General features: G+C 54.9%; 15 protein-coding genes and 1 tRNA gene. 4 read left to right on the plus strand and 12 right to left on the minus strand.

The window, feature by feature from the left end; genetic code table 11:
* Positions 1 to 3: 3 nt before the first annotated feature.
* The 4 genes from ACMGGH_RS05845 to ACMGGH_RS05860 form a co-directional block, all read right to left on the minus strand.
* The gene (locus ACMGGH_RS05845; protein ID WP_232949020.1) at positions 4 to 1,008 is read right to left on the minus strand and encodes a retron St85 family RNA-directed DNA polymerase; all 1,005 of its coding nucleotides are present in this window, start codon (positions 1,006 to 1,008) and stop codon (positions 4 to 6) included.
* Positions 1,009 to 1,257: 249 nt separating this feature from the next.
* On the minus strand, positions 1,258 to 1,596 hold the full coding sequence (locus ACMGGH_RS05850) for a hypothetical protein (protein WP_045260804.1): 339 nt from the start codon (positions 1,594 to 1,596) through the stop codon (positions 1,258 to 1,260).
* Entirely contained in the window at positions 1,597 to 2,451 is an 855-nt protein-coding gene (locus ACMGGH_RS05855) for a hypothetical protein (protein WP_045260803.1), read from the minus strand.
* A 131-nt stretch (positions 2,452 to 2,582) separates the two neighbouring features.
* Positions 2,583 to 2,677: transfer RNA gene (locus ACMGGH_RS05860), tRNA-Sec, on the minus strand.
* 289 nt (positions 2,678 to 2,966) lie between these two features.
* Here ACMGGH_RS05860 and ACMGGH_RS05865 point away from each other — a divergent pair.
* Positions 2,967 to 4,358 (plus strand): glycoside-pentoside-hexuronide family transporter, encoded by a 1,392-nt coding sequence (locus ACMGGH_RS05865; protein WP_045260802.1) that lies wholly within the window; start codon positions 2,967 to 2,969, stop codon positions 4,356 to 4,358.
* 12 nt (positions 4,359 to 4,370) lie between these two features.
* Entirely contained in the window at positions 4,371 to 6,689 is a 2,319-nt protein-coding gene (yicI, locus tag ACMGGH_RS05870; RefSeq protein ID WP_232949021.1) for an alpha-xylosidase, read from the plus strand.
* 78 nt (positions 6,690 to 6,767) lie between these two features.
* On the opposite strand, the gene ACMGGH_RS05875 is transcribed toward yicI, so the two are convergent.
* The 3 genes from ACMGGH_RS05875 to xanP form a co-directional block, all read right to left on the minus strand.
* Positions 6,768 to 7,925 carry a DDE-type integrase/transposase/recombinase gene (locus ACMGGH_RS05875; protein ID WP_232949191.1) on the minus strand — a complete coding sequence of 386 codons (1,158 nt, stop codon included), beginning with the start codon at positions 7,923 to 7,925 and terminating at the stop codon, positions 6,768 to 6,770.
* A 171-nt stretch (positions 7,926 to 8,096) separates the two neighbouring features.
* Positions 8,097 to 9,785, minus strand: a complete 1,689-nt coding sequence (locus ACMGGH_RS05880; protein WP_420299080.1) for an AsmA family protein — start codon at positions 9,783 to 9,785, stop codon at positions 8,097 to 8,099.
* A gap of 119 nt (positions 9,786 to 9,904) precedes the next feature.
* Positions 9,905 to 11,296, minus strand: a complete 1,392-nt coding sequence (gene xanP, locus ACMGGH_RS05885) for a xanthine/proton symporter XanP (protein WP_232949120.1) — start codon at positions 11,294 to 11,296, stop codon at positions 9,905 to 9,907.
* A gap of 225 nt (positions 11,297 to 11,521) precedes the next feature.
* Between xanP and gltS the strand changes: the two genes are divergently transcribed.
* Entirely contained in the window at positions 11,522 to 12,724 is a 1,203-nt protein-coding gene (gltS, locus tag ACMGGH_RS05890; protein WP_045630230.1) for a sodium/glutamate symporter, read from the plus strand.
* Between the two features lie 2 nt (positions 12,725 to 12,726).
* Here the strand turns inward: gltS and recG are convergent, their stop codons facing one another.
* From recG to gmk, 5 genes are read right to left on the minus strand one after another with little or no spacing between them, the layout of a single operon-like run.
* On the minus strand, positions 12,727 to 14,808 hold the full coding sequence (gene recG, locus ACMGGH_RS05895) for an ATP-dependent DNA helicase RecG (RefSeq protein WP_048958508.1): 2,082 nt from the start codon (positions 14,806 to 14,808) through the stop codon (positions 12,727 to 12,729).
* Positions 14,809 to 14,811: 3 nt separating this feature from the next.
* The gene (gene trmH / locus ACMGGH_RS05900) at positions 14,812 to 15,501 is read right to left on the minus strand and encodes a tRNA (guanosine(18)-2'-O)-methyltransferase TrmH (protein ID WP_028015010.1); all 690 of its coding nucleotides are present in this window, start codon (positions 15,499 to 15,501) and stop codon (positions 14,812 to 14,814) included.
* A gap of 4 nt (positions 15,502 to 15,505) precedes the next feature.
* Positions 15,506 to 17,620 (minus strand): bifunctional GTP diphosphokinase/guanosine-3',5'-bis pyrophosphate 3'-pyrophosphohydrolase, encoded by a 2,115-nt coding sequence (spoT, locus tag ACMGGH_RS05905; RefSeq protein ID WP_028015011.1) that lies wholly within the window; start codon positions 17,618 to 17,620, stop codon positions 15,506 to 15,508.
* Positions 17,621 to 17,639: 19 nt separating this feature from the next.
* A complete protein-coding gene (gene rpoZ / locus ACMGGH_RS05910; RefSeq protein ID WP_000135058.1) occupies positions 17,640 to 17,915 on the minus strand; it encodes a DNA-directed RNA polymerase subunit omega in 276 nt (91 codons plus the stop codon).
* 54 nt (positions 17,916 to 17,969) lie between these two features.
* The gene (gene gmk, locus ACMGGH_RS05915) at positions 17,970 to 18,593 is read right to left on the minus strand and encodes a guanylate kinase (protein WP_010426438.1); all 624 of its coding nucleotides are present in this window, start codon (positions 18,591 to 18,593) and stop codon (positions 17,970 to 17,972) included.
* A gap of 251 nt (positions 18,594 to 18,844) precedes the next feature.
* Between gmk and ligB the strand changes: the two genes are divergently transcribed.
* Positions 18,845 to 20,515 carry an NAD-dependent DNA ligase LigB gene (gene ligB / locus ACMGGH_RS05920; protein WP_232949119.1) on the plus strand — a complete coding sequence of 557 codons (1,671 nt, stop codon included), beginning with the start codon at positions 18,845 to 18,847 and terminating at the stop codon, positions 20,513 to 20,515.

The raw sequence follows: 20,515 nt of genomic DNA on the forward strand, positions 1-20,515 counted from the left end.
TCATTACTTCATTTGATTAATGTGTTCAATGTAACTTCTGGCCTCTTGGTTATCTGGCTCAACTTGTAACCAAAAACGAATTTTTCCTTCTAAACTTTTTATGTAATTAGGGTCTTTAATTTTTTCATTATTAATGTGACTAAAAATCCCGTATTTTTTAATATAATGCATGGTTTTTCTAATTTCACGCCTGGTTTTTCTCGGTAATTGTAACTTATCTTTACTAACGTCAATTCCCGTCACTATTTTTTGTTTTGTGTTGTTCAGCAGTTTCGTTTTTTCTTTATTTAAAATGAAACCATAGCTTTCAATTATGTCAGTTACATAACTAATAAATTTTGACGGAATCGCTTCGCCAGAAAAAACCATATCATCGGCATATCGGCTATATTTCAAATTAAATTTTAACGCCAATTTTGACAGTCGTTCATCTAATGGATAAAGTAATATATTACTTAGTGAAGGGCTAGTGATGCCGCCTTGAGGTAAGCAACCGTCAAGACAACATAATGATGCTAGTGCATAAGATACATTTTTCGCATATCCCAGAGAATCAAATAATTTAATTACCCAATTTATTGGTATGCTAGGAAAAAAATCTTTGATGTCAATTTTAAGTAAGAAATGATTATTCAAATGCTGTTCTGCATTATCTATAATTGATTTGCCTTTCTTATATGCAAACGCATTTTTATGAGTTCGTAAAGAATATAGTAATTTTTCATGAATCCATGTCTGACACTTACGTAGCGATGGATAAGGTGAAGATATTTTTCGATATCCTCCTTTCTTTTTCGGTATTTTAAATTCGCGATAAAACGATTTTGTTCCAAAAACAATGTCGTTGATTTCAGGGTATTTTATTCCAATAAGCTTAGATAAGTGTTCAACTTCAAAGATTACGGGAATGTTTCGAGACTCTAAAGTTTTAATATAATCAAGATAAGTAGATATAAAATTGGTATTTATACCTTTTTCAAGATAAAAATCTTCCCATTCACGTCTCATAATTATATCCTGTCAAAATAAAATGACTTGTAGAAACTACTTTCTATACCTGACACCTAAGTTCTCTTCAAGAGCGAGATGTTGCGTGACGCGACATCTCGACCTTGAAAGAACCGCGAGAATAGCAACGCTATTCGAAGCGACTATACGGAGTTATCCGTATAGTCGTGGTTAAAGTGACCCTTAACCAAGGAGCGACTACACTCCAACGTGCTAGTTTCTACAAGTCTGCATCCTATTTATCATAATTCATTCACTTTTGAAAGTGATTTTATCAAGAAGTCTGCGGTTAGGAATATAAAAAGAATTTACATCAAATTTTTCAGGTTCAAATCGTTCTGGAAGAGCCAACCATGTATACGTGCTATTATTTTTTTTTGCAAGGTTGAGTTGCGAAATACCTATGCTTGTTATTTTGTAAAACTCTTCTTTGGCTTCTTCAATCATCCCTTTATTAGTTAATGAAGTCATATTTTTAATGAAAGATGAAAAAGATATTTTAAGTCTTTTAAATATGGTGAATGCTTCTAAACCATGAGATGACTTTAACAAAATTTTTAGAATTTCGATTTCTATTTTATGTTGCATTTATGCGTCTCCCATGGCTCTGGTTAATAATGTTTTCCTGCTTCTTTCATCAAGATATATTGGCCACCAAAAAATTGGGAATACGCTATTCGGCGTATTCCCCTCAGTTCTAGCGTAAAGAGACTCAGTTTCTCCATAACCATTTTTTGGTAAGTCTCTACCTTTGTAGTTTTGTGATAATGTCTTTTCCAATATATCCATTATCGTGAGTAGGCTCTCTTTCTTTTCCTTATTATCATAAAAATCACTGATTCCACGTTTTATTTCATATATATAAGTAACTGGTATGTTTTCTTGTCTTAGTCTCTCTAATCCAACGGTAGATGCAGCAATGACGAAGATTTTTATATCAATATCTACAATCCCTTGCCTTTCATAAATACGCCTCAATTCATTAAATCGACCAATTGCACTTTGTCCACTACCTATGAATTCATCAACTAAAACTATCTTTTTGTGAACGCCACCATGTCTATTAAATTCTTTAAAAGAAGCACCATATCTATTAACGGATATATGATTTCGCCATTCTCTTTTTTCAAGCCTAGGTTTTAAGGCATACAGTATATATTGTCCACTGTCAGGACTATTATCAGCAGATAAAGAAACTATTTGAGTTTGATCGCTTTCAAGAGATGGATCAGTTACGATTTCATCGCAAAGGGTGGTTAGAGCATCATTAAATTTAGAATCATCAAGATATATGAATCTATCTAATAATTCTATAATTAGATCTTGTTGATTATCATCTTTGCAATCTTCAAATAGAAGAGTAGAAACTTCGTCATGTTTTTCTGCAAGCCATGGCTGCTTTTTATGTAACTTAAAAACAATGTCGAATATTGATTTTCTCATTTTGTAATATTAATTGATAAGATTACTTTTCATGTTCGATCAATACCACAAACAAAAATTGTTGTAAATCCTCATGGGCAATGGAAAGCAAGTTATTTCTTCAAAAAATATGGTGTGAAAGGATATATTTTTGGCGGAAGATCACAGGAGTCGAACCTGCCCGGGAACGCTGGCGCCCCCAACTGGATTTGAAGTCCAGCCACCTCACCGGAGATGACGATCTTCCGCGCCTCGATTGCTACATGGAGGCGGGGCGCATTATAGCTACTTTCAGGCATTTACCACATACCCCACACCACTTTTTTCACCTCTCTTTTGACCTGTACCCCCCTGTTTCAGCTAATTCCTAAGAAAATCCTCAGGTTAGCCTTTTGTGCTCTCCAACATTTATCGCGATCACAAAAAACAAGAAACGTAATCTGCTAACCAGAAAACGCAATACCCGCCGTTGAAACAATGGTTTAAAACCAATGCAACCGGTCTCAGCGCCCCCTACAGCGTGAAGGATAAAAAAGATGAGCGAAGTATTGTCAGTAAAAGAGAAGATTGGCTACGGCATGGGTGACGCCGCCAGCCACATCATTTTTGATAACGTCATGTTGTACATGATGTTTTTCTACACCGATATTTTCGGCATTCCCGCCGGGTTTGTCGGCACCATGTTCCTGCTGGCCCGCGCGCTGGATGCGATCTCCGACCCGTGCATGGGGCTGATTGCCGACCGCACCCGCAGCCGCTGGGGCAAGTTCCGCCCGTGGATTTTGTTCGGTGCCATCCCGTTCGGCATCGTCTGCGTGCTGGCCTACACCACGCCGGACCTCAGTCTCAACGGAAAAATGGTTTATGCCGCCGTGACTTACACCCTGCTGACCCTGCTCTATACCGTGGTCAACATCCCGTACTGCGCGCTGGGCGGGGTAATCACCAGTGACCCGACGCAGCGTATATCCCTTCAGTCCTGGCGCTTCGTGCTGGCGACCGCGGGCGGCATGCTCTCCACGGTGCTGATGATGCCGCTGGTGAACCTGATTGGTGGCGACGATAAGGCGTTCGGCTTCCAGGGCGGGATCGCCGTGCTGTCGGTGGTCGCGTTCCTGATGCTGGCGTTCTGCTTCTTCACCACCAAAGAGCGCATCCAGGTGCCGCCGAGCACCACCTCCATGCGGGAAGACCTGCGCGATATCTGGCAAAACGACCAGTGGCGCATTGTCGGCGTGCTGACCATCCTCAATATCCTCGCCGTCTGCGTACGCGGCGGGGCGATGATGTACTACTGCACCTGGATCATGGGCTCGCCGGAAGTGTTCGTCGCGTTCCTCACCACCTACTGCGTCGGCAACCTGATCGGCTCCGCGCTGGCGAAACCGCTCACTGACTGGAAGTGCAAGGTCAGCATCTTCTGGTGGACCAACGCCGCGCTGGCGGTGGTCAGCGTGGCGATGTTCTTCGTGCCGATGCACGCCACGGTGCTGATGTTCGCCTTTATCTTCGTCATCGGCGTGCTGCACCAGCTGGTGACGCCAATCCAGTGGGTGATGATGTCCGATACCGTCGACTACGGCGAATGGACCAACGGCAAACGCCTGACCGGCATCAGCTTTGCGGGCACGCTGTTCGTGCTGAAGCTCGGCCTGGCGCTGGGCGGGGCGATGATCGGCTGGATGCTGGCAGGCGGCGGCTACGACGCGGCGGCCAAAACCCAGAACAGCGCGACCATCAGCATCATTATCGGCCTGTTTACGCTGGCACCGGCGATCTGCTACGTGCTGAGCGCCATTATCGCCAAACGCTACTACACGCTGAAAACCCCCTTCCTGACCAAAATCCTGGGTGAGCTGGCGCAGGGCGCGCGCCGCAATCAGCAGGATTTTGAAAACCTGCCGGTCAGTAAAGAATTGCAGAACTAAGAGGACGAAAGCATGAAAATCAGTGATGGAAACTGGCTTATTCAACCGGGCCTGAACGTGACCTATCCGGTTCAGGTGTTCGACGTGGAGCAGCAGGGCAATGACCTGGTGGTGTATGTTGCGCCGCGCGACGTGCGTGAGCGCACCTGGCAGCTCGACACGTTGATGTTCACGGTGCGCCTGTTTTCCCCGCAGGAAGGGATTGTCGGGGTGCGCATCGAGCACTTCCAGGGCGCGCTGAACAACGGCCCGCACTATCCCCTGAACGTTCTGAAAGACGTGAAGGTCGAGATTGAAAACAACGCCGAATTTGCCGAGCTGAAAAGCGGCAGCGTCAGCGTGCGCGTCACCAAAGGCGAGTTCTGGGCGCTGGATTTCCTGCGCAACGGCCAGCGCATTACCGGCAGCCAGCTGAAAAACAACGGCTACGTGCAGGACAGTAACACCGACCGTAATTACGTGTTCGAGCGTCTGGATCTGGGCGTGGGGGAAACAGTCTACGGCCTGGGCGAGCGCTTTACCGCGCTGGTGCGCAACGGCCAGACGGTCGAAACCTGGAACCGCGACGGCGGCACCAGCACCGAGCAGTCCTACAAAAATATCCCATTCTACCTGACCAACCGCGGCTACGGCGTGCTGGTGAATCACCCGGAAAACGTCTCGTTTGAAGTCGGCTCCGAGAAGGTCTCTAAAGTGCAGTTCAGCGTGGAAGGGGAATATCTGGAGTATTTCGTGATCGACGGCCCGACGCCAAAAGAGGTGCTGAACCGCTATACGCAGTTCACCGGGCGTCCGGCGCTGCCGCCGGCGTGGTCATTCGGCCTGTGGCTGACCACGTCGTTCACCACCAACTACGACGAAGCCACGGTGAACAGCTTTATCGACGGCATGGCCGAGCGCGACCTGCCGCTGCACGTGTTCCACTTCGACTGCTTCTGGATGAAGGCCTTCCAGTGGTGCGACTTCGAATGGGACCCGGTGACCTTCCCGGATCCGGAAGGGATGATCCGCCGCCTGAAAGAGAAAGGGCTGAAGGTCTGCGTGTGGATCAACCCGTACATCGGCCAGAAATCCCCGATCTTCCAGGAGCTGAAAGCGAAGGGCTACCTGCTCAAGCGCCCGGACGGCTCCCTGTGGCAGTGGGACAAATGGCAGCCGGGGCTGGCGATTTACGACTTCACCAATCCGGACGCATGCCGGTGGTATGCCGACAAGCTGAAAGGCCTGGTGGATATCGGCGTTGACTGCTTCAAGACCGACTTCGGCGAGCGTATCCCGACCGACGTGCAGTGGTTCGACGGTTCCGATCCGCAGAAGATGCACAACCACTACGCCTACATTTATAACGAACTGGTGTGGAACGTGCTGAAAGAGACCGTCGGCGAAGAGGAGGCGGTGCTTTTTGCCCGCTCGGCGTCCGTCGGAGCGCAACAGTTCCCGGTACACTGGGGCGGCGACTGCTACGCCAACTACGAGTCGATGGCGGAAAGCCTGCGCGGTGGGCTGTCGATTGGCCTGTCCGGCTTCGGGTTCTGGAGCCACGATATCGGCGGGTTCGAAAACACCGCTCCGGCGCACGTCTATAAACGCTGGTGCGCGTTCGGGCTGTTCTCCAGCCACAGCCGCCTGCACGGCAGCAAATCCTACCGCGTGCCGTGGGCGTACGATGACGAGTCCTGCGACGTGGTGCGCCACTTCACGCAGCTGAAGTGCCAGCTGATGCCGTACCTGTACCGTCAGGCGGCGCTGGCCCGCGAGTTCGGCACGCCGATGCTGCGCGCGATGATGCTGGAGTTCCCGGACGATCCGGCGTGTGATTACCTCGACCGTCAATACATGCTGGGGGATGCCCTGATGGTCGCTCCGGTGTTCTCCGAGGCGGGCGACGTGCAGTTCTACCTGCCGGAAGGCCGCTGGACCCACCTGTGGCACAACGACGAAATCCATGGCAGCCGCTGGCATAAGCAGCAGCACGATTTTATGAGCCTGCCGGTCTACGTGCGCGACAACACGCTGCTGGCGCTGGGCAACAATAACCAGAAGCCGGACTACGCGTGGAACGCGGGGACGGCCTTCCAGCTGTTTAACCTGGAGGATGGCGCAGCGGCGGTGAGCGAAGTGCCTGCGGCGGACGGGTCTGTGGCATTTACGCTGAAGGCATCGCGTCAGGGCGACATCGTGACCTTTACCGGCGCGGGTGACGCGCAAAACTGGTCGGTGTGCTTGCGCAACGTGCAGAAGGTGAGTGGCGTGAAAGACGGCTCGCACGCGGGCAGCGAGTGGGGTGTGGTGGTGAAAGCGGAGGGGAATGAGGTGGTGGTTCAGCTCTGAGGTGGAAAATGCCCGGTGGCGCTTCTGTATGACCGGATACATAGGTGACAGATCAGACCGGGAACATAGGTAACACTTTTAGTCTATCCGGAGCACACTCTGGGTTTTTCGGTCGTAGTACGCAAGCGTTATTCCGTTAAAGATGATGGCCTCAAGGCCATCATCTTGTTCTTCCAGCATGATGTACTCATCAGTCAGCGCTTCACTCAGGAACACCGTCCCCTTTTTCCCCATATAGAGTGTCCCCCTCGATTTCACTCTGTAGACCGTTCCTCCTGACGGATAGGCATAGTCAGGAACACGGCCATCCCACTGTCGCTTCGAGGGTTGCCACACCGTTCCGGGCGTTGCACCCGCCAGGGCTTCATGCGGTCTTTCATAGTTAAATTCTTTCCGGTAGTCACTGAACCACCGCTGTTGTTCTTCCATCGTCATGAAGGTGTTCCCCTGCGCCAGCGCACTTTTCAGGGAACGGTGCATGCGTTCGTGCCGCCCGTTCTCTTCGGGATGGCCCCGGCGGATTCGTTCCGGTCTGACGCCCAGCTTTATCAGCCAGACTGCAAGACGACTTAACCCGGCGATACCCGTCCCTGCGAAGGGCTGACCATTATCGGTTCTCAGAACGTCCGGCAGACCGTACTCCAGGAACGCCTCCGTCAGACAGTGCCTGACGAAGGGCTCGCTCTCACGGTCCGTTCCACGGCAGCTCAGCAGATACCGGCTGTGGTTGTCGGTCAGGGTGAAGGGATGACAGTATTCTCTGCTCAGCAGCCTGAACTTGCCTTTAAAATCAGCGCTCCAGACCTGATTGTTCTCACTGATGCTGGTCAGGGGCCGGCGATTCCCCGGCGTTCTGCGCTTTCTCTTTCTGTCAGGTACCAGGCCTTCACGCTTGAGGATATCGCCAACAGTGCTGGCAGCAGGAACGGTAAAATCGACGTGATGATTGAGTAGCCACATCCGCAGTTTTTTCGGGCCCCAGTCAGGGTGTTTCTGACGCAGGGTAGTCAGGTGTCCGACGACCTCATCAGGAACCGTCCGGGAGTGGGAGCGTGGTGCGCGCGACCGGTCAGAGAGAGAGGACAGGTCAGAAGGGTCAAAACGCTGAAGCCATTTGTAGCCGGTTTTGCGGCTGATGCCAAAAAGACGGCAAAGAGCGGAGAAGGAGTCCGTACCTGCATGGCAGGCACGGATAAAATCAAGGCGTTGCATAGGTCGGGTCTCAGTCCAGGGCATAGCGAGTCTCCTCTTCTATGCCAGTTATAACTGTTACCCATGTATCCGGTCTAAAGTGTTACCCATGTTTCCGGTTCATACCCTTCGCTTACCGGGCCTAAGGTAATTATGCGCTCTGATGCCCTCACCCTGACCCTCTCCCAAAGGGAGAGGGAACAAACATCAAAAACTTTATTGCACAGGCGTTGCAACCACGCCGCCCGTCATCGTCTGCTCAACCTGCTGCTTATCCATATTTACCCCGCTCAGCTTCCCATTCACCGTCGGCTTCAGTGGCGCATTCGCCTGCACGCTGCCGCTGGCGGTCATCTGAATATTGCCGTCGCCCGTAATCGGTAACGCAGGCCAGCCCCACTGCTGCAGCACGTTGAGCGGTACGCCGCGCCCGTTGAGGCTCACCGTGGTTTGCCGCTGTGGCAGCTGTGACACGGTGGCGGTCGCCTCCAAAATCCCTTTCTCGGTAAACGCGCTCAGGTCGCTAATGTTCACCGTGGCGGCGTTAGCATTCAACGCCAGCGACGGACGGCGCACGTCCACGCGGTTAAAGGTCGCCGCCGCGCCGTTTAATGTTGCGCTGCCGCCCCAGACGCCCCACTGGCGATCTTTCGCCAGCTGCAGGTTTGCGCCGTAGCCATCCAGGGAGGTGATCTGCCACGGGAAGGCGGGATCGATGTCGATCACCAGGTTGCGGCTCAGGCCGAATTTTTGCAGCGTGACGCTGTTCAGCCATTCCGGCAGCGGCTCCATCCACAGCGTTTTCCAGTTTTCAGGAAGGGTGTACTCCAGCCCGGCGATAGCAACATCGTCCAGAACCAGCGCTTTACCGTCGCGCAGCCAGTTGCCGGACGTGCGCACCATACCGCCTTCCCAGCGGGAGGTGAACTGACGCAGCGCTATGCCCTTCGGGGAAAACTCCGCATTCAGGATCGGGTCAAACAGATGCAGCGAGCCGAAGATAAACTCGCTGGCGTTCATGGACAGGCGACCTTCCTGGCTCTGCCAGTCGCCTTTGCTGAGAGTCAGGTTGCGCAGGCTTAAGTCGAGATCGGTCACCGCCCAGTCCGGGCCTTGCAGGCGGGCATCGGTGACCTCCAGACGGCCAATTTGCAGGGAGGGGATGGTAGCCAGCGGCGCGAAGAACGCTTTCAGCGTTTTGTCGCTCTGCAGGCGGATCTCGTTCAGGCGCATGGTGTCGATTATCCAGCTTCCGTCAGCGTTACGCAGGGCGGATCCGGTGAGCGAGCCACGGGCCATATCGGCACCAATAGTGTTCAGCACCACCTCCTTGCCGTTCAACTGGCCGTCGATTAGCACGTTGGTGGCCGGTACGCCGTTCAGGGTCAGCGAGCCGGCGCTCATCTGGATCTTCGCGTTTTTACCCAGCACGTTCCCGGCTTCTGGCTGCCATGGGCTGACGCCGCCCGTGACCTTCTGTGCGCTCAGATCCCATTCAGTATTCGGGCTGTTAAAGGCCATGTTGTTCAGCTGCAGACGATCGGCCTGGAAGGGCAGAGGCGCTGTTTGAGGCGAGAGATTCAGCGTGCCGTCGAACAGAGTGATAGTGCCCATGTGCAGCGGAGCGGTGATCTGACGGCTGCTCAGGCCAATATCGACTTTTTTGGCAACTAATGTGGCGGGTTTACCGTCCCGCCCAAAGGTGACATTTTCCAGAATGAGGTGGGAAGGCGATGAAAAGCGGTGATTCATCCTGTCGAAACTGAGTTCGTAGTCGGTATTCACCGTAATCCAGCTGCTGACCTGCGCCGCGCCCCAGCGGGTCTGGAGCAAAATATAGAGCGCCAGCAGCACAATAAGCAGGGCTACCAGAAGATAGACGAGTAGCTTTCCAATAAATTTCATGGTCTTCCATCCCGCGAAACGAACATAAGGGAGTTATGCACGATTTATGCGCAATGCTCAAGGCGGGAATGGTGTAATTAGATGTCACGGCAGGCATTGACTGCCTGCCGTGAGGGAGATCAGTTCTTCTCAGGCGGGAAAACGAGGTTCAGCACGATAGCGGTGATACCGCCCGCGGCAATGCCGGAAGAGAGCAGGTTTTTCACCCAGTCCGGCGCAAACTGCAGGATCAGCGGCTGCTGGGAAACACCCAGACCAACGGCCAGCGACAGCGCGATAATCATGATTGCGCGGCGGTTCAGCGGCTCGCGGGAGACGATACGCACGCCGGAGGCCGCGATAGTCCCAAACATCACCAGCGTTGCGCCGCCCAGCACCGGCTCAGGAATGTGCTGCACAAAGCCGCTCACCGCCGGGAACAGGCCGAGGACGATCAGCATCAGCGCCACCACGAAACCAACGTAGCGGCTGGCCACGCCGGTCAACTGGATCACACCGTTGTTCTGGCCGAAGCAGGAGTTCGGGAAGGTGTTGAATACCGCAGAGACAAACGAGTTCAGGCCGTTCGCCAGCACGCCGCCTTTCAGACGCTTCATGTACAGCGGGCCGGACACCGGCTGCTCGGAGACATCGGAGGTGGCGGTGATATCACCGATGGTCTCCAGAGAAGTAATCATAAAGACCAGCATCAGCGGCAGGAGCAGACCCCAGTCTATGCCCAGGCCGTAATAAAGCGGCGTTGGGACGGTGATCAGCGCGTTGTTGGTCGGCGCGGTGTTCTCCGGCAGCATCCCCAGCGCCCACGCCAGCAGATAGCCCGCCGCCATGGCGATCACCAGCGAGGCCACGCGCAGGTAAGGGTTACGCTGACGGTTAAGCAAAATAATGATCGCCAGCACCACGCCCGCCAGCAGCAGGTTTTTCGGCGCGCCGAAGGTGTGGTCGCTCATTGCCGCGTAGCCGCCGCCGATGGAGGTGAGGCCCACCTGAATCAGCGACAGGCCGATAATCATCACTACCACGCCGGAAACCAGCGGGGTGATCACACGGCGAGCCAGGTGCAGCACGCGGGAGATGACCATCTCTGTGCAGCTTGCCAGCATCAGCGTGCCGAACAGCGCCGCCATCATGGTCGGAACATCCGCACCGCCGGTTTTCAGCGCCGTACCGCCCATGATCAGCGGCGCCACGAAGTTAAAGCTGGTGCCCTGAATCGACAGTAGCCCAGACCCCACCGGGCCCCAGGCTTTAATTTGAATAATGGAGGCCACGCCGGAGGCGAACAGAGACATACTGATAATGTGCTGCGTGTCCTGCGCCGGTAAACCGAGTGCCTGGCAAATCAGCAGCGCCGGGGTGATCACCGCAACAAACATCGCCAGAAGATGCTGGCAGGCGGCAAAAATCGTCTGCGGCAGCGGCGGTCGGTCTTCAAGGCGGTAAATCAGTTCGCTATTTTGCTTCTGCGCAATCGGTTGCGCATCTGGCGATTCTATGGTGTTAACGGACATCGGCGGCAATCCCACGGTGGAAAAGCGGGCATTTTATCTGACCACCTGGTAAAAGCAAACGATTGCCAGCAAAAAAAAGGAAGAAAATCTGCCGCTGTGAGCAGGTTTTTTACAACCTATCGGAAAAAAAAATTACACTTTTTGCGCCGGGGGCTCATGACGAGCGCAAACCGGCCCAGGATAACGCCGCGTGTGTATGGAATACGCGCATAACAGGAGCCTTTTATGATTCATCTCGATACGTTGTCGACCCTTGTTGCCGCAACGCTGGTTCTTCTGCTTGGTCGCAAGCTGGTCCACAGCGTTTCCTTTTTGAAAAAATACACTATTCCTGAACCTGTCGCCGGCGGTCTGCTGGTGGCGCTGGCCTTGCTGATACTGAAAAAAAGCATGGGCTGGGAAATTGATTTTGATATGTCCCTGAAAGACCCGCTGATGCTGGCTTTCTTTGCCACCATCGGCCTGAACGCCAACCTGGCGAGCCTGCGCTCGGGCGGTAAGGTGCTCGGCGTATTCCTGATTGTGGTGGTGGGGCTGCTGCTGATGCAGAACGCCATTGGCATCGGTATGGCAACGCTGCTGGGGCTGGATCCGCTGATGGGGCTGCTGGCGGGGTCGATTACCCTTTCGGGCGGTCACGGCACCGGCGCGGCGTGGAGCAAGCTGTTCGTCGAACGCTACGGTTTTGAAAACGCGACGGAAGTGGCGATGGCCTGCGCGACCTTTGGCCTGGTACTGGGTGGCCTGATTGGCGGCCCGGTAGCGCGTTATCTGGTGAAGCACTCCACCACGCCGAATGGCAGACCGGACGATGAAATGGTGCCGACCGCGTTTGAAAAACCGGACGTTGGACGCAGCATCACCTCGCTGGTGATGATTGAAACCATCGCGATGATTGCCATCTGCCTGACCGTGGGCAAAGTGGTTGCGCAATGGCTGGCGGGAACGGCGTTTGAACTGCCGACCTTTGTCTGCGTGCTGTTTATCGGGGTGATCCTGAGCAACGGTCTGGCGCTGATGGGCTTCTATCGCGTGTTTGACCGTGCGGTATCGGTGCTTGGCAACGTCTGTCTGTCGCTGTTCCTGGCGATGGCGCTGATGAGCCTTAAGCTGTGGGAGCTGGCCTCGCTGGCGCTGCCGATGGTGGCGATTCTGGCGGTGCAGGCGCTGTTTATGGCGCTGTATGCCATGTTCGTGACCTGGCGCATGATGGGGAAAAACTATGATGCGGCGGTGCTGGCGGCCGGTCACTGCGGGTTTGGTCTGGGGGCTACCCCAACGGCTATCGCCAACATGCAGGCGATCACCGAACGGTTCGGGCCATCGCATATGGCGTTTCTGGTGGTCCCGATGGTCGGCGCATTCTTCATTGATATCGTCAACGCGCTGGTGATCAAGCTGTACCTGATGCTGCCGATATTTGCCTGAGATCAGGCGTTGGAATACCGTTCGGTTTCTGGCATCCAGCGCTCAATTAACGCTGCCGCCTGTTCGGGGTAGCGTTCATGAATATGGCGCGCAAGGCGCTGAACTTCCGGGATCATGGCCTGATCGCGCAGTAAATCCGCCACTTTGAATTCAGCATTTCCCGTCTGGCGCGTGCCCAGTAGTTCGCCCGGGCCGCGTATCTCCAGGTCTTTTTGCGCAATCACGAAGCCGTCATTGCTATCGCGCAGCACTTGCAGTCGCATCTGGGCGGTTTTTGAAAGCGGTGCTTTGTAGAGCAGGACGCAGTGAGACGCTACCGCGCCGCGGCCAACGCGCCCGCGCAGCTGGTGGAGCTGGGCAAGCCCCAGACGTTCCGGGTTTTCGATAATCATCAGGCTGGAGTTGGGTACGTCAACGCCCACTTCGATGACCGTCGTCGCGACCAGCAAATGTAGTTCCCCCTGTTTGAAGGATTGCATCACCGCCTGCTTCTCGGCAGGCTTCATGCGGCCGTGAACCAGGCCAACGTTCAGCTCGGGCAGTGCCAGCTTGAGCTCTTCCCACGTCGCTTCGGCGGCCTGGGCTTCCAGCAGTTCAGACTCTTCAATCAGGGTACAGACCCAGTAGGCCTGGCGCCCTTCATGGGTGCAGGCGTTGCGCACGCGGTCAATGATGTCGCTGCGGCGCGTATCCGGTATGGCGACCGTCGTCACCGGCGTTCGGCCCGGCGGCAGTTCGTCGATGGTAGAGGTATCCAGATCGGCGTAGGCGGTCATCGCCAGGGTACGCGGGATCGGCGTGGCGGTCATGATCAGCTGGTGCGGGTGGAAGCCCTGCTGCAGCCCTTTTTCCCACAGCGCCAGACGCTGATGCACGCCGAAGCGGTGCTGTTCATCGATAATCACCAGCGCGAGGCCGTTAAACTGCACCTGCTCCTGAAAGATAGCGTGTGTGCCGACAATCATCTGCACCTGGCCGCTGGCGATGGCTTCCTGCTGCGCAAGACGCGCTTTGCCTTTTTGCTTTCCGGCGAGCCAGCCCACCTCAATCCCGAGCGGTGCGAACCAGGCGCGGAAATTATTGGCGTGCTGCTCGGCCAGCAGCTCTGTCGGCGCCATCAGGGCGACCTGTTTGCCGTGGGCGATGGCGCGCAAGGCGGCCAGGGCGGCAACCAGCGTTTTACCTGAACCTACGTCGCCCTGCACCAGGCGCATCATCGGCACGTCGAGCGCCATATCGCGCTCAATCTCGGCGGTGACGCGCGCCTGCGCGCCGGTGGGCTTAAAGGGCAGCGAGGCCAGCAGCTTATCTTTGAGCACATCATTCGGGCTTAACGGCTGAGCGTGGAAACGCTGCGCGCCGGCGCGCAGCGCCAGCATGCTCAGGTTATGCGCCAGTAATTCCTCAAGGATAAGACGCCGTTGGGCGGGGTGTTTACCGCTTTCTAAATCGCTGAGCTGCAGCGTTGGCGGCGGGCGGTGCAGGGTGCGCAGCGCCTCGGGCAGGCTCATCATCCCCTGAGCCAGTTCTGGCGGCAGCAGTTCGGTAATGGCACAGGTGTCCAGCAGCTCCAGGGCCTGATCGGTGAGCTTACGCAGCGTCGCCTGCTTGATGCCTTCGGTCGTCGGGTAAACCGGGGTGAGCGTCTCCTGCAGTTCCGGCGTGCTGAGATCGCCCTGCACGCGGTACTCCGGGTGGATCATCTCTGCGCCGTATTTCCCGCGTTTAGCTTCGCCATAGGCCAGCACCCTACGGCCGGTCGCCAGACTGTTCTTCATCGCCGCGCTGAAGTTAAAGAAACGCATGGTGAGGATGCCGGTGCCGTCGCTGATCTGACAGGTCATCATCCGGCGTCCGCCGAAAGTGATATTGCAGTTCAGGACTTCGCCTTCAACGGTGGCGTAAATGGCGGGAAGCAGATCGCCAATCTTGTAGAGCTGAGTGCGGTCTTCGTAACGCAGGGGGAGATGAAGCAGGAGATCCTGCACGGTGTGCAGGCCAATTTTTGCCAGCTTATTGCTTTGCGCCGCGCCCACGCCCGTCAGGCTGTTGAGCGGGATAGCATCCAGCAGGCGGCCTTTCATCGGTTACCCGGCGTACTGCATAGTGGCCCACCACTCGGCATCGGCTTCAATTTCGCCCTGCGCGTTGACGTGGGGGTAAGGCAATTTTTTCTGCTTCGCAACGCGTGCCAGCACCGGATAGCCACCTTCAAACAGCAGGCGCTGCTGTTCTTCTTCCGGCAGCATGCTGTTGCTGCGCTCGTACATCCCGGCGTTCTGACGCTGGCGCTGCGCTTCATACAGAATGAGCGCGGACGCCACGGAGACGTTAAGGGACTGGACCATGCCGATCATCGGAATGATGATGTCCCGATCCGCCAGATCCAGCGCTTCCTGGGAGATCCCGGTTTTCTCCTGACCCATCAAAATGCAGGTCGGGCGGGTATAGTCAATCTCGCGGAAATCCACGGCCTTATCGGACAGGTTTGTCGCCAGGATCTGCATCCCGCGTCCTTTCAGATGCGATACGGCATCGCCAATCGTCTGGTGAGATTTGACGGAAACCCAGCTGTTACTGCCTGCCGCCGCTGAGACCATGGTGCGCATCCGGTGACCCGGCCAGACGGCGTGCACTTCATGCACGCCGACGGCATCTGCGGTACGGACGATGGCAGAGACGTTATGAGGTTTATGCACCTGCTCCATGCAGACCGTCAGGTCAGGCTGGCGTCTGGCAAGCATTTCGCAGATACGGGCATAACGTTGTGAATTCATAAACCTAGTTTCGGTTTCGGGTGACTTTAATCACGTCCGGCATGACGCGGATCTTGCGCATAATGTTCGCCAGATGCACGCGGTCGCGAGCGGTCAGACGAATAAAGGCGCTATAGACGCGGCCGTCTTTTTCTTCCGTATTCAGGCTCTGAATGTTGGACGAGGCCGTGTTGATGGCTGCCGTCAGGTTCGCCAGGGCACCCTGGTGGTTGAACATATCCACCTTGATTTCGGTGATAAATTCCTGCGCCGTCTCTTTATCCCACTCGACCGCCATAAACTTCTCGGCTTCTTTCTGGTAGCCGCGAATGTTACGACAGGATTCATGGTGGATAACCAGCCCTTTTCCCGGACTGACGTGCGCAATAATCGGGTCGCCAGGGATTGGACGGCAACATTTTGCGAAGGTGATCAGCACCCCGTCCGCGCCTTTGATCGGCAGATGAGCATGGCCGGATGCGCCTGGAGCAGATGGCGTCGCTTCGCCCTGCTGCAGGTTTTTCGCCACCACGACGCTCATCGCGTTACCCAGACCAATTTCCGCCAGCAGATCGTCCAGAGACGTGAGCTTCATACGGTCGAGTTCACGCTGAATATGCTCCGGTGGGATCTCAGCCAGCTTGCGGCTGCCGCCCAACGCGTGGTTGAGCAGTCGACGCCCCAGGCTGACGGAGTCATCGCGCTTGAGGTTTTTCAACAGCTGACGAATTTTGGCGCGCGCTTTGGAACTCACGACAAAGTTCAGCCAGGCCGCGTTCGGACGTGCGCCCGGCGCGGTAATAATTTCGACCGTCTGGCCGCTGGAGAGCGGCTGAGACAGCGGGTAAGGCTGTCTGTCGACGCGCGCGCCCACGCAGGCGTGCCCGATATCGGTATGCACGGCGTAGGCGAAGTCGACCGGCGTTGCGCCCGCAGGCAGTTCGACAATGCGGCCTTCTGGGGTGAAAACGTAAATCTCATCCGGGAAGAGATCGGATTTAACGCTCTCGATAAATTCGAACGAGCTACCCGCACTCTGCTGAAGCTCCAGCAGGCTCTGCATCCAGCGCTGGGCGCGGATTTGCGCGGTGGTGCTGCTTTCGCCACCGTGCTCTTTGTAAGCCCAGTGTGCGGCTACACCCATCTCTGCCATCTGGTCCATGTCTTCGGTGCGGATCTGCACTTCAACAGGCACGCCGTGCGGACCGATCATCGAGGTATGCAAAGATTGATAGCCGTTCGCTTTCGGAATGGCGATGTAATCTTTCATGCGCCCCGGGCGCGGTTTATAGAGGCTGTGCATCTGCCCCAGCACGCGGTAGCAGGTGTCAGAGTCGTGGACGATTACGCGGAACGCGTAGATATCCATGATCGAGTGAAAACGCTGCTCTTTGAGCACCATTTTGCAGTAGATGGAGTAAAGATGTTTTTCGCGACCGCTGACGCGGCACGGGATTCCCGCTTCCTGCAAACGCCCTTCAATTTCAGAGAGGATCTTTTGAATCATCTCTTTACGGTTACCGCGTGCGGCTTTCACCACCTCTTTAATCACGCGATAGCGGTTCGGGTACAACGCTTCAAAGCCCAGCTCTTCCAGCTCGGTTTTGATGTGGTGGATACCTAAACGGTGCGCCAGCGGACTGTAAATTTCGAGGGTTTCACGGGCAATGCGGCGACGTTTATCCGGGCGAAGTGAGCCCAGCGTGCGCATGTTGTGGGTACGGTCAGCGAGTTTGATGAGAATGACGCGGATATCCTGCACCATCGCCATAATCATCTTGCGGAAGTTTTCGGCTTGCGCCTCTTTCTTGTCGCGGAATTTCAGCTTATCAAGCTTAGAGACCCCTTCCACCAGCTCGGCAACGCTTTTGCCAAACAGCTGTTCCATATCCTGGTAGGTGGCAGGGGTATCTTCGATCACGTCGTGCAGCAGGGCGGCCATCAGCGTTTCGTAGTCGAGTTTCATCTCGGCCAGAATACAGGCTACCGCAACCGGGTGCGTGATGTAGGGTTCACCGCTTGAACGTGTCTGGCCCTCGTGAGCGTCACGTGCAACGAGATACGCCTGCTGAAGACGCTTAATCTGGTCTTCAGGCAGGTAGGTTTGAATCAGTTGATTCAGGCTTTCAAACAGATACAAGGGCGACCCGCAGGTTTAATTAACGACGACCTTCAGCAATGGCGGTTACGGCCTGCAGTTCTGCGGCTTCCTGCTCTTGCTGCTCCTGGCGCTCACGCACGTCGAGGATCTGATTGTTGATCAGACCTTCTTCGATTTCGCGAAGTGCAATAACGGTGGTTTTATCGTTTTCTTCCGGTACCAGCGGATCTTTACCGCCTACCTGCATCTGACGAGCGCGACGCGCGGCGACCAGCACCAGGTCAAAACGGTTACCAATTTTCTCTACAGCGTCCTGAACAGTTACGCGTGCCATACTTAAAATGCTCCACAGGTGAAGAAATGACTGGGCATGATACTGAAAGTGGGTTCAGTCTGCCAACAGTTTGGTGATTAATGCGTCATGTCGCTGCTTCTGGCGGCTCATACGCAGTCGTTCTGCGCGAAGAATGGTTTTGAGATCGCTCAGCGCGGCATCAAAATCATCATTCACAATAAGGTAATCATATTCCGCGTAATGGCTCATTTCTGCAACTGCCTGTTCCATACGCTTTGCGATGACTTCTTCACTGTCCTGACCGCGGCCACGCAGGCGGCGATCCAGCTCATCCTTCGACGGCGGTAAAATAAAGATACTGCGCGAGTCAGGCATTTTCTTGCGAATTTGCTGTGCGCCCTGCCAGTCGATGTCGAGGAACACATTCACGCCCGTCGCCAGAACCTGCTCAATGGTTTCACGCGAGGTGCCGTAGTAGTTACCAAACACTTCTGCGTGTTCAAGAAACGCATCTCTGCCGATCATCGCTCTGAACTCGTCGTGATCCACAAAGAAATAGTGTTCACCGTGCACTTCACCCGGACGCGGCGCTCGCGTGGTGTGAGAAACAGAAACCTGTGTGTCGTACAACGGTTGGGTTTTTAACAGTGCCTGAATAAGGCTGGATTTACCCGCGCCGCTAGGGGCAGAAACAATATAAAGCGTGCCTTGAGCCATGAGAGTCTTTTGTATGTGTTAACGAAGAAGTCCTACATACGGGCTTATTATACACGTCGCCGCTGTGTGACGTAGCCTTTGTCACACTTTTTCCCCTGGATTATTGAATTTTGCGTACCGTTTTCAGGTTTTACCTGCGGTTTGCAGCAATAAAAATTAACGCTGGATAGCGCCTCGCAACGTGAAAGGTTGCTATTAGCGTCGTTTCTCACGTCAGGTTATACCTCCTGCATTGCAAAGGAGGGATAGCGATGTGGCGGTGGATAAGCGGGTTAATGCTGTTGTGGTGTGGTTACGGGGCGGCGGTGTGCCCGGTGTGGTCACAGGCAAAAGCCGAAAAAGAGATTACGTCATTAAGTGCACAAATCAAACGCTGGGATGAGGCTTACTGGAAGCTGGGGGTGAGCGAGGTCAGTGACGAAGTGTATGACCAGCTCAACGGCCGTTTAACCCAGTGGCAGCGCTGTTTCGGCAACGATTTTGCTGAGAGCGCCCTTCCTGCGCTGGAGGGAAACGTAAAACATCCTGTTGCCCATACGGGGGTACGTAAAGCAGCCAGCAAAGAAGCGCTGGGTCACTGGATGCACGGCCGGAAAAATCTATGGATGCAGCCTAAAGTCGATGGCGTGGCGGTGACGCTGGTGTATCGCAACGGAAAGCTAGCGCGGGCCATCAGCCGTGGTAATGGGCTAAAAGGCGAGGACTGGACGGCCCGCGTGCGTTTGATCCCGTCGGTGCCCAAGGAGGTATCCGGCGCGCTTGCAAACAGCGTCTTACAGGGGGAGCTTTTCTGGCTACGCGAAAACCACGTCCAGCGGCAGATGGGCGGAATGAATGCTCGCGCAAAAGTGGCGGGCGCGATGATGCGACAAAAGGACAACGCGCTTCTGAGCCAGACAGGAATATTTATCTGGGCCTGGCCGGATGGACCGAAGGGAATGGAAAACAGGCTGTCTGAGCTGTCCAGCGCAGGTTTTTCCCTGACGGCGCGCTATACGTTGCCCGTACAAGCGGTTGATGCTGTTGAAAAACAGCGTTTGGCCTGGCAAAACACGGCATTGCCCTTTGCCACGGATGGCATAGTGGTTCGGTCTGCGGAGCCACCTACAGGGGAGAGTTGGCTGCCCGGCGAAGGCAACTGGATTATCGCGTGGAAATATTCGCCTGCGGCACAGGTCGCAGAGGTCAGGAATATTCTTTTTTCCGTGGGGCGCACGGGCAAAATTTCTGTCGTGGCGGCACTTGAGTCTGTGCAGTTGGACGATAAACGGGTGCAGCGAGTGAGTCTCGGTTCGGTTGGGCGCTGGCAGAGGCTGGATATTGCCCCGGGCGATCAGATCCAGGTCAGCCTGGCAGGGCAGGGTATCCCCCGGTTTGATAAGGTGGTCTGGCGAGGAGCGGACAGACAAAAACCAGAGCCTCCGGCCTCGCGTTATCACTCCCTGAGTTGCTTTTATGCCTCGCCGGAGTGTATGGATCAGTTCTTTGCCCGGCTGACGTGGCTCAGTTCAAAGCAGGTATTCAACATTGAAGGATTAGGTGAGTCAGGCTGGCGCACACTCTGGCAGGCGCATCATTTTGAACACCTCTTTTCGTGGCTGCTATTAACGCAGGAGCAACTGCAGTCGACGCCGGGATTCTCTGCCGCACGCGGGCTGGCGCTCTGGCATCGCTTTAATCAGGTGCATGAGCAGCCTTTTATCCGCTGGATTATGGCGCTGGGTGTTCCGCTGCCACAGGCCTCGCTGAAGGCGTTGGAAGATGTGTCGTGGCAGAAGATGAGCGAACGCAGTGAAAAGGCCTGGCAGGCCTTGCCGGGTACGGGAGCGGAGAAGGCGCGGCAAATCGTTGCCTGGCTGCACGCGCCAGAGATCGATGTGCTGGTCAGGTGGCTTGCTCAGCAGCACATCAATGGGTTCTGA

This window comes from Enterobacter sp. BNK-16, from assembly GCF_048684955.1.
Lineage (GTDB): Bacteria > Pseudomonadota > Gammaproteobacteria > Enterobacterales > Enterobacteriaceae > Enterobacter > Enterobacter bugandensis.

What these genes read in the sequence shown, in the direction of transcription:
- ACMGGH_RS05845 (WP_232949020.1), bottom strand. Translation starts at nt 1,008, where the DNA reads ATGAGACGTGAATGGGAAGATTTTTATCTTGAAAAAGGTATAAATACC.
- ACMGGH_RS05850 (WP_045260804.1), bottom strand. Translation starts at nt 1,596, where the DNA reads ATGCAACATAAAATAGAAATCGAAATTCTAAAAATTTTGTTAAAGTCA.
- ACMGGH_RS05855 (WP_045260803.1), bottom strand. Translation starts at nt 2,451, where the DNA reads ATGAGAAAATCAATATTCGACATTGTTTTTAAGTTACATAAAAAGCAG.
- ACMGGH_RS05865 (WP_045260802.1), top strand. Translation starts at nt 2,967, where the DNA reads ATGAGCGAAGTATTGTCAGTAAAAGAGAAGATTGGCTACGGCATGGGT.
- yicI (WP_232949021.1), top strand. Translation starts at nt 4,371, where the DNA reads ATGAAAATCAGTGATGGAAACTGGCTTATTCAACCGGGCCTGAACGTG.
- ACMGGH_RS05875 (WP_232949191.1), bottom strand. Translation starts at nt 7,925, where the DNA reads ATGCCCTGGACTGAGACCCGACCTATGCAACGCCTTGATTTTATCCGT.
- ACMGGH_RS05880 (WP_420299080.1), bottom strand. Translation starts at nt 9,785, where the DNA reads ATGAAATTTATTGGAAAGCTACTCGTCTATCTTCTGGTAGCCCTGCTT.
- xanP (WP_232949120.1), bottom strand. Translation starts at nt 11,296, where the DNA reads ATGTCCGTTAACACCATAGAATCGCCAGATGCGCAACCGATTGCGCAG.
- gltS (WP_045630230.1), top strand. Translation starts at nt 11,522, where the DNA reads ATGATTCATCTCGATACGTTGTCGACCCTTGTTGCCGCAACGCTGGTT.
- recG (WP_048958508.1), bottom strand. Translation starts at nt 14,808, where the DNA reads ATGAAAGGCCGCCTGCTGGATGCTATCCCGCTCAACAGCCTGACGGGC.
- trmH (WP_028015010.1), bottom strand. Translation starts at nt 15,501, where the DNA reads ATGAATTCACAACGTTATGCCCGTATCTGCGAAATGCTTGCCAGACGC.
- rpoZ (WP_000135058.1), bottom strand. Translation starts at nt 17,915, where the DNA reads ATGGCACGCGTAACTGTTCAGGACGCTGTAGAGAAAATTGGTAACCGT.
- gmk (WP_010426438.1), bottom strand. Translation starts at nt 18,593, where the DNA reads ATGGCTCAAGGCACGCTTTATATTGTTTCTGCCCCTAGCGGCGCGGGT.
- ligB (WP_232949119.1), top strand. Translation starts at nt 18,845, where the DNA reads ATGTGGCGGTGGATAAGCGGGTTAATGCTGTTGTGGTGTGGTTACGGG.